Origin of the sequence: Cohnella herbarum (genome assembly GCF_012849095.1) — a bacterium.
Taxonomy (GTDB): domain Bacteria; phylum Bacillota; class Bacilli; order Paenibacillales; family Paenibacillaceae; genus Cohnella; species Cohnella herbarum.
The window spans coordinates 4,899,404-4,918,280 of record NZ_CP051680.1 but is presented as its reverse complement, the minus strand read 5'-3'; the positions used below and the strand labels follow the sequence as shown (position 1 = coordinate 4,918,280).

The window sequence follows — 18,877 nt, the reverse complement described above, 5'->3', positions numbered from 1 at the left end:
CCTCGATTATGGCAACAATTCCAATTCAATAACGGTATCCCGCTCATCGGGAAGTTTCGCGCCCTTCAAGTTAATGAAAGCGCCGCTGTCGATGTCCGAATATTGCTCCGCCATCCAAGGCAGCTCGACTTTAAGCTCCGACCCGTCGCGCAATAACCTTGCGCGCTTGATCTTGCCCTTCAAGCCGGCGAAATAAATCGGCCCGATTCCGCGATCGAATACGTGCGCGTACAGTTTGTTGCCTCTTTGAGTATAACGTCCCCATTCCGGCTTCGCGAGCTCGGAAATTCCGCATCCGTATATGCTTTCGCCGTTCAATCGCAGCCATTCTCCCACTTCCTCCAATACGTTCAGAGAATCGCGGGTCATTTCGCCTTTCGCGTCCGGTCCGACGTTAAGCAGCAGGTTGCCGTTCTTGCTGACGCACTCGACCAGCGTACGAATGACCTGCGCCGATGATTTGTATTCGCGGTCCGTCGAATGATAACCCCAGTTGTCGTTCAGCGTAATACAGGCTTCCCATGGAATGGAAACGCCGTTCGCGTCCACGATGCCGCCCGGCGGAATGATCTGCTCCGGCGAGTAGAAGTCCCCGGCGTATTCTTCCGGCTCCGCCGCCCGGATGTCGCCGCCCAAACGATTATCGATGATGATATCCGGTTGAATGGAGCGGATCATGCGGATGAGCTCCGTCGCTTTCCATTTCTCGCCGGTCATGTTGTCATAGGAGAAGTCGAACCACATGATGTCGATCTTGCCGTAGTCGGTCAGCAATTCGCGAACCTGCCCGTGCATATAGGTCAAGTAACGATCGAAGTCGATCGGTTTGTCTTTGGACGCCTCGTTGTCGCGATCCGGATGAATCCGGTCGCCGTAACCCGGATAATCGGGGTGATTCCAGTCGATGATCGAATAGTAGAGACCGACGGAAATCCCTTCTTCGCGGAAGGCATCGACGTATTCGCGAATGAGATCGCGTCCGGCCGGCGTGTTCGTCGCTTTGAAATCCGTCAGTCGGCTATCGAATAAGCAGAAACCGTCGTGGTGCTTCGTCGTCAAGACGGCATATTTCTGCCCGGCCGCTTTCGCCGCCCGAGCCCAAGCCCGAGGATCGTACCGGGCCGCGTCGAATTCGTCGAAATAGACTTTGTATTGCTCGAACGTCATTTTCTCGTTTCCCCGTAGCCATTCTCCCCTAGCGGGAATCGAATACAAGCCCCAATGGATGAACATGCCGAACCGATCTTGCAGGAATAACTTCGTCCTCTCTTCTCTTGTGCTCATTACTGATAGCCTCCCATTGATCCTCGTAATAGTCGTTAGAAATCTTCATCCCGGTTTTGTCTGATCATTGTCTCCATGATGAATCGGAAGGACCCGCCCGATACCGGAACGGATCCCCCGAGAACTTTTTTATTTGGTTTGCGCGTTGTAAGCTTCTTGGTAAACCTCGAGCAGATGCTTAAGATTCATATTATCGAGCGTCTTTACGTAAGTATCCCATTCCTTCTCGATATCCGCGTCGCCGATGACGAAACGAGCGAGCATTTCGTCCACGTAATCGTTAACGGTTTTCGAGAGATCGGCCACTTCCGTCGCTTGCTCGTTCGTCATGAACAACGGAGGAACGGTTGCGATGTTCGCCGCTTTGTAGGGCTCGTAGTTGTTTTTCGTTTCGTTATACAGAATAACCTCGAGATCGTCTTCGCCTTTGCTGACCGCGCTTAAGCGGAATTCGTTGGAGCGAAGGGCAGGGCCGGTTTGCGCCCAGTTTACGTTCTGTACTTCTCCGAAGGACTTCAGCTCGGACCATTTCGCCGGTTGGCCGTTGATGCCGATCTCTCCTTCGGTCGCATCGCGCCATTCTTCGCCCGGACGACCGTAGTTGCTGCGCAAAGTGTGCTCGTATTCGTATAGTCCGTCCGCCCAACGAAGCGCGACTTCCGGATTTTTGGCTTTGTTCGTGATGAGGAAGGAGCCTGTCGTCAAGCTAGTCGCGTCAGTCGGCGCATACTGAACGCCTGCAGGGCCTTTCAATACGGGAACGGTCTTATACTCGCTCCAACGGCCGCTTTCTCCGAGCAATTGCGTGAAGACGCCTTGATGTCCGCCGGTGGAAGCGCCGAGAAGGACGGTATCCGGATTTTCCCCGATTTGAATGAGCTGGTTGTCGTCTTGCGTGAACGATTCCGGCGCGATCAGGCCTTCCGAGTACATTTTGTTCAGATACTTCAAGCCTTCTTTCCACTCCGGCTTCGTGAACGAAACGTCCAGCTTGCCGTCTTGGACGTACAGGTGTTTGGTCGTACCGTAAATCGGATTATAAATAAACGAGTTCATTAAGAAAGCATCGATGGAAGACCGCCAAGATTTAGGAGAGATGGACAAAGGAATTTCGTCCGCTTTGCCGTTGCCGTTAGGATCTTGCGTTTTGAAAGCTTTCAACACGTTGTAGAGCTCTTCTGTAGTCGTAGGCATTTTCAAACCTAGTTTCTCCAGCCAAGGCTCGTAAATCCACATTTTCTGGCTCTGGGAACAGTGGTAACACTCGTTGATTTCGGGAAGGGAATAGATGTTGCCGCCCGGCGCCGTGATCGCGTCCTTGATTTCCGGACGATCGGCGAACAGCTTCTTCGTCTGCGTTCCTTGGCTCTCGATCAAGTCGTTCAGCGGAAGGAACACGCCCTGGGAACCATAGATCATCTCTTGCGCGGGGGATACGTTCATTCCGAAAATGACGTCCGGATAATCTTCGCTCGCCAGCACGAGGTTCAGCTTCTCCTGCATGCTTTGCTCGGGAACGACTTCCCATTCGATATGCACGTTCGTTTTCTCTTCGTACCATTTGGTGAATTCGTTCGTAGAGAAATCCTCGACGAGCGGATTGCCGCGTACCATAACTTTAAGCGTTACTTTTTCGTTAGTGATCGGGTAGGTGCCCGGTGCCGTCAGTAAGCTGTTCTCGGCGCTCGCGCTTCCCGCCGGCGCGCTGGATGCGGCATTCTTCTCGTTGTTGGAACTCGAGCAGGCGGATAGAACAGCCGAGAGCATAAGGACTGTCGCGATCAGGGTAAACCATGATTTTTTCATATAGACCCTCCAATAGTAATTGCGAAGTGGGTTAAACCTTAGCCTTTAATGGATCCAATCATGACGCCTTTAACAAAAAACTTCTGAACGAACGGGTAAATCAGAAGCAAAGGCACGGACGATACGACGATGAGGGAGTATTTCAGCAGCTCGCGAAGCCCTTGACGGGCAGCGGCCGATTTCACGTCTCCGAGCATGTCGATCTTCACTTCGTTCTGGACAAGGATGTCTCTAAGAATTAATTGCAAAGGATACAGATGCGGGTCTTTCAAGTAAATCATCGCGTTGAAATATTGGTTCCAATGGCCGACCGCGTAGAACAGCGCGATTACGGCGATGATCGGTCCCGATAACGGGATGACGATCCGGAGCAGGAAGCGGAAATCGTTGCAGCCGTCGAGCTGCGAAGCTTCCAACAACTCGTGCGGGATGGTCGTCTGGAAATAGGTTCGCATAATAATGACGTTCCATACGGAGAGCGCCGTCGGAACGAGCATCGCCCAGACGGTGTCGATCATATGCAAATCCTTGACGACGAAGTAAGTCGGAATCAGTCCTCCGCTGAACATCATCGTGAAGACGAAGATCAGCATGAAACCATGGCGTCCCCGGAAATCGCCCCGAGACATCGGATAGGCTGCGAGTATCGTCATGATGACGTTAAGTAGCGTACCCGCCAGCGTATAGAGGACGGTGTTCTGAAATCCGGTTAAAATGTTTTTGTTCTTGAATACGGCCTTGTAGCCGTCTAGGGACGGATCTACCGGCCACAGCCACACCTTGCCCGAAAGCACGGCATAGCTGGAACTGAACGAAGCGCTGACGACATAGACGAGCGGATACAGAACGGCGATAAGCACGATCGAAAGCACGACGTAATTCACGATCGTGAACGCGCGGTCGCTGCCCGATTCCCGGATCACGGATTTGTTCATGGTTTTCGTTCCCCCTACCATAGGCTTTCCTGCCCCACCTTCTTGGCCGTCTGGTTCACCGCGATGAGCAGAATGAATCCGATAGCGGCTTTGAATAGGCCGATAGCAGTTGCGTAAGAGAAGTTAAGGGCTTGGGAAACGAGACCGACTTTGTAGACATAGGTGTCTATAACTTCGGATGACCTTAGGTTAAGAGCGTTCTGCATGATCAAGATTTTCTCGAAACCCGTCTCCATGATCTGACCCGTATTCAGGATCAACAGAATGACGGCGATAGGCATGATGCCCGGGATATCGATATGTCGCATCCGTTGAATTTTGTTCGCGCCGTCCATGACGGCGGCTTCGTGAAGCGATGGATCGATTCCGGCAAGCGCCGCCAAATAGATAATGCACGCGAAGCCGACATTTTGCCAGACGTGGGACCAGACGTAGATGGATTGAAACATCGACGCTTTTCCCATGAAATTGATCGCGTCTACTCCGAACCATCCGAGTATCGCGTTCACGATACCCGTCCGAGGGTCAAGAAACTGGAACAGCAACCCGACCACGACGACGAGAGAGATGAAATAAGGCGCGTAGGTGATCATCTGGACCGTTTTCTTGAATCTCTCGTTCTTCACGTAATTCAAACCTAGAGCCAGCAAGATCGGAAACGGGAAGCTGGCGACCAGCGTGTAGAAGCTGATGGACAACGTGTTTCTGAGCAAGCGCCAGAACTCATAGGAATTGAAGAAACGCTCGAAGTGCGCGAATCCGACCCACGGGCTTCCGAACATGCCTTTCGTAACAGTGAACTGCTTAAACGCGATAACGCTTCCGAACATCGGTACGTACTTGAACACGATGATATACAGAAGCGGCAACGCGAATAACGCGTACAACTGCCAACCTTTCCGTACATCGATTAACGTTTTCAGCTGCGATCCCCCTCGGCGTATGACTTGGTGTATCCGGCCGGTGATTCGAAGTATAGGGGGTGAAAGCGTTTGCGTAAATCAGACAGATTCAAGGACTATGCACGATTTTAGAAACGGCTTGTAAGCGCTTTTATTCCGTATTCATAGACTATTCAATTGTTTAGAATCAACCTCGCGAATTTTTGCGAAACTCCGTGGCGCTAAGGCCGTTGGCTCTTTTGAAGGCGCGGCTGAACGAGTTTAGGGAATAATAACCGACCCATGCGGAAATTTCGTTTACCGGCATTTCGCTCTCGGTCAGCATTCGTTTGGCATGCGTCATTCGAATGGATTCCAGGTAATCGGAGAAGTTCACGCCGGTCTGTTCTTTGAAAAAATAGGAAATATACGCCTCCGAAGTATTGAATCGATCGGCAAGCGTCGTTAGGCTCAATTCAGTCTGCATGTATTGTTCTTCTAGATGACGAATGAGATCGTCTTTTAATTGTTTGTTATGACTCTTCTTACGGTCGTGTTGCTTGCGGCAGAGGTGCAGGAAAGCGACGGCGAGTTGTTCGAAAGCGGCCTTAGGAGAACGTCCGGATTCGGATGCGAGCAAGGCCGATTCGACTTCTTCGCCGTGTCTATCTCTGTCGTTCTCTCCCGCGGATTGCTCGCAGCACTTTAGCAGCGTGCCGGTTATTTCGTTAACGAGAATTTTGCACACGGCGTTCGGGAGATTTCGTTGGTCGAGATTATTCTCACGAATTTGCCTTAAGAGCGCCTCGGTTTCCGGCAAGCTTCCCGATTTGACCAGATTGATCAGACGCAGCTCTACGTCCGGCGGGTAATAATAAGTCGGGAGCGCGGAACTTTCGTCGTCGTGGAAAATAATCGGCCGATCCTCGGACCAGCTTTCCCGATGCAACAGCAAACGGGCTTCCTCGTAAGAGCGGCTGATTTCCGTCATTTGCAAATAACAGCCTCCGACGGGCATGTACGTTTGAACGTTGAGCGAGTGGGTCAGTCGGCCGTGGAGCTCCTTAAGCATCCGTCGGATGTCTTCCAAGAAGGCGGAGGTCGATTCGGAATCCCCGTTGACGAGCAGTCCGAGCTGGTTCTCGCCCATGTCGTGGGTGGAGACGGTTCGGTCGTAAGCCTTGGCAATGATGTCCCGGATCGCGATTTTGCGGAAATCGAGTTCGGTTAGCATTTCCTCGTTATACGTTCCGTCGTATCCCGCGATTACGAGAATCCCGACCGCGTAATAGTCGCCTTCCCACGTTTGGCGGGAATGCTCCATGGCGACCGCGATATCTTTGTTGGACAAATAATGGCCTCTCAGCAATCGATCGTAGAATCCGCTTCGTATGAGGGGAACTTGTTGCTCCATTTTCTCCGACAGAAAATCGTTATTATGGATCAGGTTCGTTACGGACGACCTCACGTAATCCCAAGCATTGCGGTTAGGCGAGGTTTCCGCGCCCGTACGCTGGGACGGCAACACGCGAAGAAGCATCCATAGCGGACGGCTGTTGCGGTAGGAGAACAGCATGGCCGCGACTAAACCGATGACGAGGCTTAGCAAAATAATGGTTAGGATTAACTGCTTGAAGTAGTCAACCTGCTCGAGGACGTAAGCCTCGGGTTGAGCGGCCAAATACGTCCAACCGTTGTAGCGGGATGTCGTCTTCGTAACGAGCATGTTTTTGCCGTCGATGTTGATGGGAGTGAAACCGTCCTTCAACTCGGCGGCCCATTCGATATCCGTTTTGGTACCGGTCCGGCTGATAATCTCGCCGTTACCGTCGGTAATGAAGGCGAAGCCGCCGTTACTCGAGTCGAGCTTATGAAGCAGGCTCTGAATTTGAGTGTTGTCGATGAGCATGAGAACGATTCCTGACCGTTCCTGCGTTCCGAATGCTTGCATATAAGTCACGACGGAATGATTTTTCCCTTTATAGGTGGCGGATTGCCCGGGTATGAACGTCTTCGCGCCGGACTGGGACGTAAGATCGGTTAACCACTCTTCGTAGGTTTGGTTATCGTAACGGAATTCCAGGTCGTAATATTGCCGCAGAGAATAGGAGCTCCTGGGAGAGATAATCGTTTGACTATTGGGATATACGACGTAATAATCCAATATGAAATGGTTGAATAACGAATAGTCGAAGAGATCCTTCTTCAATTCGATAATCCGAACCGGATTCGTCCCGTAGAAGGGCTTGTCCACGTATTGAAACGACAGAACCTTGGTGCTGCTGGCGACTTGCTCCGTGATCGTCTCCAATTCCTCGAAGCGCCGATCCATGATTTCCTTCGTCTGTTCCATGACCGCGTAGGCCGTTTCCTTCGAATGATTCTCTACCAACGAAGAAGTTTTATCGTAAGCATATAGACCGACGGCTAGAAAACCCGTCAGCAAAATGGCGTAGGGGACGAAAAAATGTATCCAAACCTTCACGCTTCTTTGACCTTCTATTTTCATATCGTACCTCCGGAATATGGGGCTAAGTCGTAAGCGCTTACTAGATGATAACAAATATTGCACGACATCGGTATGGATATGTGAGGATGAAAAAATAGGAAATGGAATTTCTAGCAAGGGACGCGATTTTGGCGCATTGGAGGGTGTATAATGAAAGTATTGCAAAATCAATATCGAAAGGGAGGAGGCGCGTTGTCTTAAAGTGGGCATCTACGAATAGAATATGAGGGTAACAGTCAAAATGTAAGCGCAACCACGACTTGATAGCTCCTGAAGGGTTCACGACTAGGAGGGGATGACGATGGGAACGCGTTTGTTGTCCGAGTATTTGATCAAGAAGCACAACCCGCGCTTAAGATATGTACGAGCCTTCACCAGCGGGAAGAACGAAGCGACGTTGTATGCATGGAACGATAACCTGGAGCTGCCGGATGAAGATGCCGCGATGCTGAAGCGGTTTGCTACCGGCTATTTGCCTCCTTACGTGTGCTATCAGATCAAAGCGTACTCCAAGATTCAGGAGGATGGAGTCCCGCAAGTAGACGAACTTCCGGACCCTATCGTGAGTACCGCAATGAAAAGGGACTTGAATCAGAACGGCATCGTTGCGGCCATTAATTCGATGCTCGCCAGCGGCGGAATGGCGTTCAGTCGCTATGATATCAACACCGGCATTTTGCATTTCAACGTGCATACGACATCCGTCGTGACGGAAATCGAGAGAGAGCTTATTCGCAAATATTTATCCGAGATTATTCCGCTTGGTTATCGCAGCGAAATCGCTTATTGGTGCAGGAGCTAGCAACAGGAGAAGGCGGTATTGGATACGTCAAAGATAAAAGAAGCTGTCCCGATTCGACGGGATAGCTTCTTTGCGCATATTTCGCGATCATTCCTATAGCTTGAGCAGATAGTTACATAACCCGCATGTGCTGTTACCTCACATTTAAGGGACATGTCATAAAAATATCGATTACCTTCATTTTATATGTTAGATTTGTTGACGTAATGGCTGGGATTAGTTTATGATGTATTTGAGAGAACGTTTGCTCAATTAAGCCGTATTTTTTACAGTTTAAGGTTTTTTTCGATTTACTTAGAAAAATATTTTTTGAATCTCATCTTGTAAAGAGCGATTTTTTGATGTAAGATGACCAATGTAAACGCAATCATGCGAGTAAACAACTGTTTTACGTTGAACCAGAGTAAAATTAACGCCTATCGGTCAGCCGATATTTTTTTATCTCATTTGCGAGAACGTTCTCGCAAAATCGGGGGAGGATAATCTTTTGGTCGTTCAATTAAAGGATATTGCCAAACGTTTGAACATTTCGATTTCCACCGTATCCAGAGTCATTAACGACACTGGGAGAGTGAACAAGGATACCCGCGATTTGATTCTCAAGACGATCAAAGAAATGGGGTATCAGCCGAACGAGGTTGCCCGGAGTCTGAAGCGCAAGAGCGCGAATACGCTCGGCGTAATCGTTCCGGATCTCTCGAACAGCTTCTATGCGAGCGTGATCAAGGGCGTAGAGAAGGTTGCCCGGGAGAACGAGCATTCCGTCATCGTGTGCAATAGCGACGAGGATATTCTGAAGGAAGAGGAATACGTGCAGCTTCTTCTTCAGAAGCAAGTAACTGGTCTTGTTATTGCGACCGTAGGCGGGAACCCGGAGTTGTTCGAACAATACAAGCGATCGGGCATTCCGTTCGTCTTCATAGACAACTTACCTAACACGCAAGAGAATTTCGACGTCGTAACGATCGACAACGTTAAGGCGGGATACGACCTTGCGAAGCATTTGGTCGAGCAAGGCCATGAGAAGCTCGCGATCATTACCGGACCGCAGAATCAATCGACGGCGGCGGAGCGCTTGCTCGGATTTCGGAAATGCCTGGAGGACAACGGAATCGATATCCGCGAAAAATGGATCGGGGTCGGCGAGTTTAGGCGTGAAAGCGGTTATGACATCATGAACGAGTGGCTTAAGCAAGAGGAATTGCCGACCGCGATTTTCGCCGCTAACGATTTCCTTCTCTATGGGGCGATAAGGGCGATTCTGGAGAAGGGACTAAGCATTCCGCAAGATATCGCCGCCGTATGCTTCGATGCCAACGACGAGACCGGATTAGTCAGGCCTCAGATCACGTCGATTATTCAACCGGCGCATATGATCGGGGCTATCGCCGGGGAGATCATCATGCGCAAGGAGAAGAACAAGAATCTGAAAGTGTTCGAGAAGGTCGTGCTCGAGCCGAAGCTGATCATTAACGAATCAAGCCAAATTCAAACCGGGAGATGAACATCATGAACGACAACAAGGGAAAGCTGCAATGGGTATTTCCGGATTGCGAGTTGCCGCCAGCGGGCGATTCGTTGATGGAAGGGCATGAATCGATAATCGTGCTGAACATGAACGAGGCGGAGGCGACGCTTGAATTTACGTTGTACTTCGCCGATCGAGAGCCGATCAGCTCGATATCGGCTAGGGTGCAAGGGAACAGGGTTCGATGTTTCCGCTTGGATCATCCCGAGGATTTGGAAGGTTATATCGTTCCTCGCGAAACGCAATACGCCGTCAAATTGGTTAGCGACTTGCCGGTCGTCGTGCAGTACGGAAGATTGGATACTAGGCAGACCAACATGGCTTTCTATACGACGATGGGATTAAGCGACTAGGAGTAAGCGGTCTTCGGCTTGGCAGCTCAGGGTTCAAGAGTATTCGGATTTATCCGAGTGGCTCACAACATAATAGGGAGGCATCATCTATGAAAAAAGGTTGGGTTAAGTTTTCCGTTGCCGCGCTTGCATTATCGGTTGTCTTGGCAGGTTGTTCGAATTCCGATAAGGAGCCTGCGTCGAGCAGCGGGGGAGCTAGCGGAAGTCCCGCGGCGGTAAGCGGCGATCAGATCGTCATCGGCGGAGCGATCATGAACCTCGGATGGCCATGGTATCAAGGCGCGATAGACGGGATGAACAATTACGCCAAGGAATCGGGCAAGAACCTGAAGTTGCAATTCGAAGACGGGAAATTCGATATCAATACGCAAATCACCCAGCTTGAGAATATGGCTCAACTGGGAGCTAAAGGGATCGTCGTGTTCCCGGTCGACGGCAAAGCGATTATTCCTACAATGGTTAAGCTGCATGAGCAAGGCGTGAAGATCGTCGTCGGCGATTACCCGCAATCCCCGGATAATCCGGAAGACGCGGTATGGGAAACGTTCGTCGGGCACGACTTTAAGGAAATGGGCAAAGCCGCGGGAGAGATCGCCGTTAATTATTTGAAAACTCTGAATAAGGACAATCCGACCGTCGTCTATTTGTCCGTTCCGGCATCCGGACAAGCTTCCGTCGATCGTTACGAAGGATTTTCAAGCGTCATTAAAGCGGCATTCCCTAACGCTAACGTTATCGAAGAGGGAGATCCGAAGGGCGATCGTAACTCCTCGCAAACATTGATGGAGAACGTTCTGCAACGGAATAAATCGATCGACGTCGTCAGCGGTCATAACGATGCGCTCGTATTGGGAGCGTACAACGCGGCGGTAAGCACGAACCGCGATAAGGATTTGAAATTCATCGGGTTAGCCGGCGACAAAGAAGTGCTTCAATTCATCCAAGACGGCAACCCTTCCTGGATCGGTGAAGTTCTTCAAGATCCGGTCGTGCTTGGCGAAGTCGCCTTGGAAGCGTTGATGGCTTCCTTGGATGGCAAGGAATTAGGGGAGACGACTCCATTGCCTAAGCCGGAAACGATTACTCCGGAGAACATCAATAATTACGACTGGAAAAACTGGTCTTGGTTAGGTAAGTAATCCAAGGCGGAGGAGCTGCTTCCGCGGCTCCTTCGCTCCTTCCCTAAGCCGGTTAGATAAGACAACTAAGAGGAGGAAATCAGATGCGAGCATTACTTCCCGAACCGAAGAGCTATCGTTACGGAGAGGGTTCGACGGAACGTCTACTCGGTTTTAACTTGGTGACGTCCGACGTGACCGACTTGTCGTTCGACCCTAAAGAAATCGTGGAAATGAAATTGTGGAATTATTCGGACCTGTCGGTGCGGGTAAACGAAGCCGGGTCTCTATTTGTAAACGTTCATCTTCACGATCGTCTTCCTGACGACGACAAGATCGATCGTCCGGACCTATTCGCTCTTCAAGGCTTTAGCCTTCTGATCGACCAAAATTCCGTACACATCGGTTTCGGACATCGCGACGGCTACGTGAATGCATGGTCTACTCTTAAGCAATTGCTGCGGAGTCACGATGAGGGAGGTTACGTTCTCGATACCATCGATGTCATGGATTGGCCGTCCATCGAGAAACGTTCCGTATCCAATACGTTCGCCTGGTACGCGGGTTACGGCAGAATCGGATTCGATATGCAGCTATGGGGCTACGACGAATGGATCGAGTACTTGAACATGTGCTCCGATCTGAAGATCAACCAATTTAACATGTGTATGTACGGTTACTGGCCTTTCCGGTTCGATGAATATCCGGAAACGATGCTTCAAGGTTATAAAATGAACGTTTGGAACGAGGAAAGCCGCAATTGGATCGAGATTGCCTATACGCACCCTAATATTTCAGACGAGTTCCTGTCCCGATTGTTCGAATACGGGCATAAGCTCGGTATCGATTTCTTCGCCTATGTCGGTCTTAACAGCTATAACGGCGGTTACCCGAGCATTTATAAGGACAGAAGAATGGTTTTACCCAAAGACGGAAAATTCGTAAACGATTTCGATACATTGTGCCTTAGCAAGCCGGAAAATATCGCGTACCTGAAAGCGGCCATGAGGCGAGTCGTTCAACTGGGCTTCGACGGCATCGATTTCGAGGAGAGCGAGGAGTCTTATTGGTTCTGTAACTGCGAGGCTTGCGCCGACACTTTCATGAAGGATCGAACGCCGGCCGAAGCGAAGCACAAAGCGAACTTCTGGCTGCTGAACACGTTATATAAGGAAATCAAAGACGAGAACCCGGAATGCGTCGTGGGCGTGCGGGCTTGGCGGGAGCCTCCGTTGGAGAAAAGCTTGGCCTATCTGGAGGATTGCAAGCGGAACATTCCGGAAGACGTCGTATTGTTCTGGGCTCCGGGCCTGTACGTGTCCGACGAGGAGTTCCCGAAATGGGTCGACGTATTCGGCAAGGATCGCATCTGGGCCAGGGATACGGAAGCCAATGCCGTTGCTTCCACGATGGGGCGCCTTATGCGGATTTTCAAATCGAACGTCATTCGCGCCGACGAGGAGACGAATCATCAGTATATCGAGAAAGACATCGACATGCATATCGATTCCGTTAAGCACGGCGTCAAAGGCATTAACGGCTATATGTTCGAGTGGTACGGCTACTTCCTTAACTTATACTCTCATGCCTACTATGGCTGGGGATCGAACAAGGATCACGAAACGTTCTATCGTTACTCGGTGGAAGCGGTATTCGGTTCCGAGCTTGCGGACGACGTGCTTTACGTGCTGCAGAACATGCTGACGATCCACGAAAGCCAGTTCAACCTTTTCCCGACGGAATTCCCTTTCCTGCGCAATAAAGTAAAGGCCGAGGATATCCCCGTCATTCAGGCGGCAATCCAAGACTGGCCGGAGATCGGCGCCCGAATTCGCGCGATCAAGGAAGCGATCCGCGGAGACGAGCGGCTCGGCGTGTATGTCAAACACTTCGACAAAATCGAGAATTCCCACGAGCGCAACCGGATTATCTACGATCTGGCTCTAGCCTCGATTGCATACGACAATGCGGACGCCCCGGAAGCGAAGAGGAGTCTGCTGCTGGAGATGGACGCGCTGAACGAACGGGATTTCGATCTCGTGAAGAGGATGTATTTCGACGTCAATCCGGTATCGGAGACGGGAACGCCGTCTTGCATGTATCCCTACCATGAGCTTAAGAGAGTCATTCACAACGAATTGGATCCCGATCATCGGGACGAGCGGCAGATTTTCTTGGGCGTCGAGGCGCTCGGATGGTTATGGCTATAAGGAGGGGGAATTAGAATGAAAGACGATATTCACGTCATATTCGGATTCGATATGGAGACGGACGTAGGCAGCTTCACGCCGTATTACGACGGCGTCAAGAACGCGACCGGACCGCTCGTTGAATTGTTCGATAAGAAAGGCATTAAAGGAACCTTCTATTATACGGGAGACGCGGCGCGCAGAAATCCGGAGAGCGTCGAGCTCGTTCGGGATAGCGGCAACGAAGTAGGCTGTCATTCCCTGTTTCACGAGACCGTGGGCGACGAGTTGTTCCCGATTCCGGGCGTCGTTCCGCTGCTGCCGGAGGAAGTTCCCTTCCGCATCGAGAAAGCGACCGAGTGGGTACAGCAAGTGCTGGGGTATCAGCCGATCTCGTTCCGCGCTCCCCGCCTTTGGGGATCCACCGCCTTGCTTAATTCGTTGGAAAAGCTGAATTACGTTTCGGACGCTTCTTATCCGATGTATTTCTACCGGGAAAGATTCGTCCCGTACCATCCTCATCATGAAGATTGGACGAAGGAAGGCCGGATGAACATCGTCGAGATTCCGAACTTCGCGGATATGGTCATGCAGAGCAACGATCCGGGACTCGAACGGGATCGCGACCAATGGCCCCTGTTCCGCACGAAAAGCGCGGACGAGCTGATGATACGCATTGAAGGTTTCGTTAAATTTCTGAGGGAACGGAATTTGCCCGTCGTGCTGTGTTTCTATTTCCACCCATGGGAGTTCATTCCGATCCAGGAAAGCTACCATTACGGCGAAGCGACGGTGACGCCGGACCGCTTCTTGACGCTAGGCTGCGGGGAGAAGGCGATGAGCGAGTTCTCGATCTTGATCGATCGACTGAAGGGCGTGGGGTCGAAGTTCCATCGCGCGGACGATTTCGCCGCCTTGTGGAGCCAGGCCGGGAAGGCGGGAAGCCGATGAGCCAAGCGATGGGAGAACCCATCATTGAACTGAGGGACGTTTCCAAATCTTTTCCGGGCGTTCGCGCGCTCGACCATGTTTCGTTCAGTTTGAGGCCCGGGGAGTGCCGGGCGCTGGTGGGCGAGAACGGCGCGGGCAAATCGACGTTAGCCAAAATCATCATCGGACATTACACCCCTTCCGAAGGCGCGTTGTACGTGAACGGTACGAACGTTAGCGATAAGGGCGGTTACCACGTAAGAAGCTCTCAGGCGATGGGAATCGCGGTCGTGCATCAGGAGCTGCAGCTGATTCCCGAGCTTAGCGGGCTTGAGAATCTTTTTATCGGCGGCTACGAGAAGAAGTTCGGTTTCGTCGATCGCAAAGCGATGGTTCGCAAGGCGAAAGAAATTCTGTCGTTTCTCGGAACGGACGTGGATTTGAACGTTCCGATCAAGGAGCTTCGGATGGCCGAGAAGCAGATCATTCAGCTCGCCAAGGCGGTTTCCATGCAGGCGAAGATGATCATTATGGACGAATTGACGGCCGTGTTGCAGGAGAAGGAGATCGAGAATATCTATCGGATCATCCGGATTCTGAAAGACAGGGGCATGGGCATTATCTACATCTCCCACAGATTGGACGAGATCTTCGAGGTTTGCGACACGTACACGGTGCTATGCGACGGTCGCCTGATCCACTCCGGGGATGTTGCCGACGTGAACAAGGATCAGCTTATCGAGATGATTATCGGCCGGGAGATGACGCAGATTTTCCCGCCGTTGAACGAGAAGATCGGCGAGCCGATGCTGGAACTGAAAGGTTTATCCTCAGACAAAGCGTTTCGCAACATTGATTTGTCCGTTCGATCCGGCGAGGTCGTCGGTATCGCGGGTCTGGTCGGCGCCGGCAAGACGGAGCTGCTCAACGCGATCTTCGGCAACTTCAAGACGGTCGGCGGCGATATCTATTGGAAAGGCGAGAAGGTGAAGTTTAAGAAACCTTCCGCAGCCATCCGCCGGGGAATCGGTCTCGTGCCCGACGAGCGCAAGCAGTTGGGCTTGGTGATGAACTTCAACGTCGTGCATAACATTACGCTGCCTTCCTTGAAGAATTTCAAGAAGGTGACGATGCAGCATAAGAGGGAACGGGAGGACGCGAACCGGGTCGCGCAGCTGATGCGGGTCAAGGCGACACCGCAGCAATCCGTCGTGAAGCTCAGCGGGGGTAACCAGCAGAAGATCGTCATCTCTAAGTGGGTATTGGCGGATTCCGAGCTGTTCCTGTTCGACGAGCCGACCCGGGGCATCGACGTAGGCGCGAAGGCGGAAATTTACAAGCTGATCAACGATCTGACGGCCAAGGGGAAATCGGTCATTATCGTATCGCCCGAGTTAGAGGAGCTCATCGGGTTATGTCATAAGATCTATGTCATGTTCGAAGGCGAATTCCACGCCTGCGTGTCGGGCGAACAGAAAACGCAAAGCAATATCATTAGCAAGTTGCTGGGGGTGTGAGCGTGGAAGCGGTAAATCATCGTCAAAAAAGTCTCGTTCCGGGAGGGGCATTTTCCCTCTTTTTCAAAGAATGGGCCATTCTATTCATCTTCGTAGGATTGTTCGCGGCATGCTCCATATTCGTAGACGGATTCTTCGATGCGAACAACATCGTGAATATCGTTCGGCAAATCTCGTTTTTGGCCATTATCGCGCTTGGGCAATTTTTCGTCATCTTGATCGGCGGCATCGATATGTCGGCTTCCTCGTCGATCGGATTCACCAGCGTTCTGCTAGCCGGTTTAGTGCATTGGGAGAACGTTCCGGTCGTGCTAGCGATCGTTATCGTGTTGTTCGCCTCGGTAGCCGTCGGATTCGTGAACGGATTGATGGCGGTGTACGGGAAAATTCCGGCGTTTATCGCAACTTTGGTCACGATGATCGTGCTCAAAGGCGTGAACTATCTGTATAGCAACAGCATTCCGATTTCCGGTTTGCCGGCAGGGTTCAAGAACCTTGGCGCGGGTTACGTCGGCCCGATTCCGGTGCCGATCTTGATTCTGGTTTTCATCGCTATCGTTTGTTACATCTTCACGATGCACACGGAAACGGGAAGAAGCATCTATGCCGTGGGCGGCAACGAGGAAGCTAGCCGCTTATCGGGAATCAACACGAACAAGATCAAGATGATCGCTTTCATCATCGGAAGTTTCCTGACGGCGATCGGAGCTATCCTGATCACGTCGAGAACGATGGCCGGACAGCCGACCATCGGGGAGAACATGCTGTTCGACGTCATTACCGTCGTCGTGCTCGGCGGAACCTCCTTGTCGGGCGGACGCGGTAAAGTCATCGGCGTCGTGATCGCGGCTTTAATTCTGGGCATTATCGACAACGCGATGGTGTTGCTGGGTATCGGATCTTACTGGCAATGGATTATTAAAGGGCTTATCTTGGCGATCGTCGTATTGATCGACGCCAAAACCAAAAAAGACTAGGGAGTTGTGCCAAATGACAGCACGAGTATTTATTCCGGATCATGAGTATAAAGAAAGAATCCAACGGGCGGCCAAGCTCGTCGGGCAACGCGGATTAGACGTCATGATCGTGAATTCCAACGAGGCGGATTACGCGAACGTTCGGTATTTCAGCGGATTCTGGCCGCTGTTCGAGAGAGCCGGCGTTGCGATTACGGCGGCGGGCGACGCGGCTTTGCTCGTAGGCCCGGAAAGCACGATTTACGCATCTGACTTCGGTAAGATCGATAAGATCTTTACTTTGATGGAATATCGCGAGTCCGCGAATCCGAGTTACCCCGAGCTGAAGCCCGATTCCTATCGCGACGTATTCAAGGCGCTGGGCGTGACGGGTTCGAAGCTGAAGATCGGCGTCGCGAGCATGCTCGATACGAGCGTAGTCATGATGGAGGGGCTGAAGAGCAACTTCCCGGAAGCGGAAATTTCCAGCGCCGACGAGATCATGGTATCGCTGCGTAGAATCAAGTCGGAGAACGAAATCGCTTGCATGCGCGAAGGCTTCCGCATTACCGAACTTGCGACGCAGGAAGTCATTCGGACGATCCGTCCGGGCGTGACCGAAACGCAAATGGTAGGCGTCGCACAACGCGTCATCTACGAGAACGGCGCGGAGTACGAGGGTCTTCCTATGTATATTTTCAGCGAGAAGTCGACGCGCCATGCGATCTCCCGTTCCTCGCATCGCGTCATTAACAAAGGGGATATCGTGCAATTGAACTTGTCGGCCAAGGTTGACGGTTACTCGCCGAGCATCGGCATGCCGATCAGCTTGGGCAAATTGACGCCGGAGCGTCGCGCGGTCATCGAGTTCGGCTTGAAGGCGCACGAATGGACGCAAGCCAACCTGAAAGCGGGCGTTCTTGCGAGCGATGTGGCGAAAGGCTTCTATCAATTCTACAAGGACAATGGCTACGAGAAAAACTATCTGTATGGGCCTTGTCACGGAACCGGGATGATCGAGGTCGAAGCGCCGTGGATGGAGACTTCGTCCAACTACTTGCTGGAGCCGAACATGACGTTCCAGATCGACACTTTCGTTACGACCGACACTTTCGGCATTCGTTGGGAGAAAGGCGCCGTCATCCGTCCGAACGGTTGCGAAATTCTGTGCGGTCCGATCGGTACGATTCACGAACTGGAATTCTAATTTACATCATATCGGCAGCGCAAGCCGCTTATCCGCCGCGGAAGAGGAGTCTCTCTTTCGTGGCAGGGTGAGCGGCTTTTTTATTGGATAGGAAATTATGATCAATAAAAAATTGTGGATAACTTGAACTTTTTTGCTTGATTCTACTGGAAAAAGTTCCTGAGCAATATACACATAACCAATCCAGGGCTATCGCAGGCTTGCTTCGAACGAGTGCGCGCAGGCAGATGATGTGCGATCGCCATCCTGCTGAGTCCTGACGCACGGCGCCACCTTTGGTGTCAACGGTAGAATCCAGCAAGAAATTTCTAAACGGAGATGAACGCCTTTATTTACACGCAGTAGGCATGATTTCATTGAAAAATACACGAATAAGAGCGCCCACATCCGTTAGATTTTGAAAAGCCATGACCCTACGGCCGATTGCAGTTCTTCGAATGTTCGCAGATCACCATTCTCAAAGATTGGAAATATTTTCTGAACGAAGCGGGGTTCCGAAATGTTGAAGAAAACGAGCATTTGGAGTTCTAACGGATCTGTACGCCGCTATTTTGAAGAAAACAGAGGTTTTGAGATTCTAACGGAGCTACACGCCGTTATTTGTGTCTAAATGGTCCATTTTCACTGGATTATCGGCAAATAAGGGCGATCACTTCCGTTAGATTTTGAATTGCCCCTTTTTTAGCAAAATAAGGGCTGTGAGTTCCGTTACACTTTTTCGGCCCGATAGAGAGGGACCTACCCCTCCCCGGTTGTGCCAATGCATTATAGGGTAAGCAATAAATGGATAGTCGTTGTCAGCGGGGTTTTAGCAATAACGCACAAGGGTATATCTGTCGCTCAAATTTCAGTTGCGTAAGCG

14 protein-coding genes are annotated in these 18,877 nt (G+C 51.3%); 9 read left to right on the top strand and 5 right to left on the bottom strand.

From position 1 onward, the window contains the following. Positions 1 to 6: 6 nt before the first annotated feature. From HH215_RS21070 to HH215_RS21050, 5 genes are all read right to left on the bottom strand, one after another. A complete protein-coding gene (locus tag HH215_RS21070) occupies positions 7 to 1,284 on the bottom strand; it encodes an alpha-L-fucosidase (protein ID WP_169281684.1) in 1,278 nt (425 codons plus the stop codon). Positions 1,285 to 1,413: 129 nt separating this feature from the next. After that, positions 1,414 to 3,090: an ABC transporter substrate-binding protein gene (locus HH215_RS21065; protein ID WP_174887635.1), complete on the bottom strand. Its 1,677-nt coding sequence runs from the start codon at positions 3,088 to 3,090 to the stop codon at positions 1,414 to 1,416. Between the two features lie 38 nt (positions 3,091 to 3,128). Then, complete coding sequence (locus HH215_RS21060) at positions 3,129 to 4,025, bottom strand: carbohydrate ABC transporter permease (protein WP_169281683.1); 897 nt, start codon at positions 4,023 to 4,025, stop codon at positions 3,129 to 3,131. A 14-nt stretch (positions 4,026 to 4,039) separates the two neighbouring features. Next, positions 4,040 to 4,912 carry an ABC transporter permease gene (locus HH215_RS21055; protein ID WP_169281682.1) on the bottom strand — a complete coding sequence of 291 codons (873 nt, stop codon included), beginning with the start codon at positions 4,910 to 4,912 and terminating at the stop codon, positions 4,040 to 4,042. Between the two features lie 202 nt (positions 4,913 to 5,114). Further along, positions 5,115 to 7,415: a helix-turn-helix domain-containing protein gene (locus HH215_RS21050; RefSeq protein ID WP_169281681.1), complete on the bottom strand. Its 2,301-nt coding sequence runs from the start codon at positions 7,413 to 7,415 to the stop codon at positions 5,115 to 5,117. 301 nt (positions 7,416 to 7,716) lie between these two features. Here HH215_RS21050 and HH215_RS21045 point away from each other — a divergent pair, with 301 nt between their 5' ends. The 9 genes from HH215_RS21045 to HH215_RS21005 all read left to right on the top strand — a co-directional run bounded on the left by HH215_RS21045 (position 7,717) and on the right by HH215_RS21005 (position 18,015). After that, entirely contained in the window at positions 7,717 to 8,217 is a 501-nt protein-coding gene (locus HH215_RS21045; RefSeq protein ID WP_254450168.1) for a hypothetical protein, read from the top strand. Positions 8,218 to 8,704: 487 nt separating this feature from the next. Next, positions 8,705 to 9,721 (top strand): LacI family DNA-binding transcriptional regulator, encoded by a 1,017-nt coding sequence (locus HH215_RS21040; protein ID WP_169281679.1) that lies wholly within the window; start codon positions 8,705 to 8,707, stop codon positions 9,719 to 9,721. Between the two features lie 5 nt (positions 9,722 to 9,726). Continuing rightward, a complete protein-coding gene (locus HH215_RS21035) occupies positions 9,727 to 10,098 on the top strand; it encodes a sensory rhodopsin transducer (RefSeq protein ID WP_169281678.1) in 372 nt (123 codons plus the stop codon). An 89-nt stretch (positions 10,099 to 10,187) separates the two neighbouring features. After that, entirely contained in the window at positions 10,188 to 11,237 is a 1,050-nt protein-coding gene (locus HH215_RS21030; RefSeq protein ID WP_169281677.1) for a sugar ABC transporter substrate-binding protein, read from the top strand. Between the two features lie 83 nt (positions 11,238 to 11,320). Next, positions 11,321 to 13,426, top strand: coding sequence for a hypothetical protein (locus HH215_RS21025; RefSeq protein ID WP_169281676.1), 2,106 nt, complete (start codon positions 11,321 to 11,323; stop codon positions 13,424 to 13,426). Positions 13,427 to 13,441: 15 nt separating this feature from the next. Next, entirely contained in the window at positions 13,442 to 14,356 is a 915-nt protein-coding gene (locus tag HH215_RS21020; RefSeq protein WP_169281675.1) for a polysaccharide deacetylase family protein, read from the top strand. Beyond that, positions 14,353 to 15,852 (top strand): sugar ABC transporter ATP-binding protein, encoded by a 1,500-nt coding sequence (locus HH215_RS21015; protein WP_169281674.1) that lies wholly within the window; start codon positions 14,353 to 14,355, stop codon positions 15,850 to 15,852. Before HH215_RS21020 ends, HH215_RS21015 begins: the two co-directional genes overlap by 4 nt. 2 nt (positions 15,853 to 15,854) lie before the next feature. Beyond that, entirely contained in the window at positions 15,855 to 16,829 is a 975-nt protein-coding gene (locus HH215_RS21010) for an ABC transporter permease (RefSeq protein WP_169281673.1), read from the top strand. Positions 16,830 to 16,842: 13 nt separating this feature from the next. After that, positions 16,843 to 18,015: a M24 family metallopeptidase gene (locus tag HH215_RS21005; protein WP_169281672.1), complete on the top strand. Its 1,173-nt coding sequence runs from the start codon at positions 16,843 to 16,845 to the stop codon at positions 18,013 to 18,015. Positions 18,016 to 18,877: the final 862 nt, after the last annotated feature.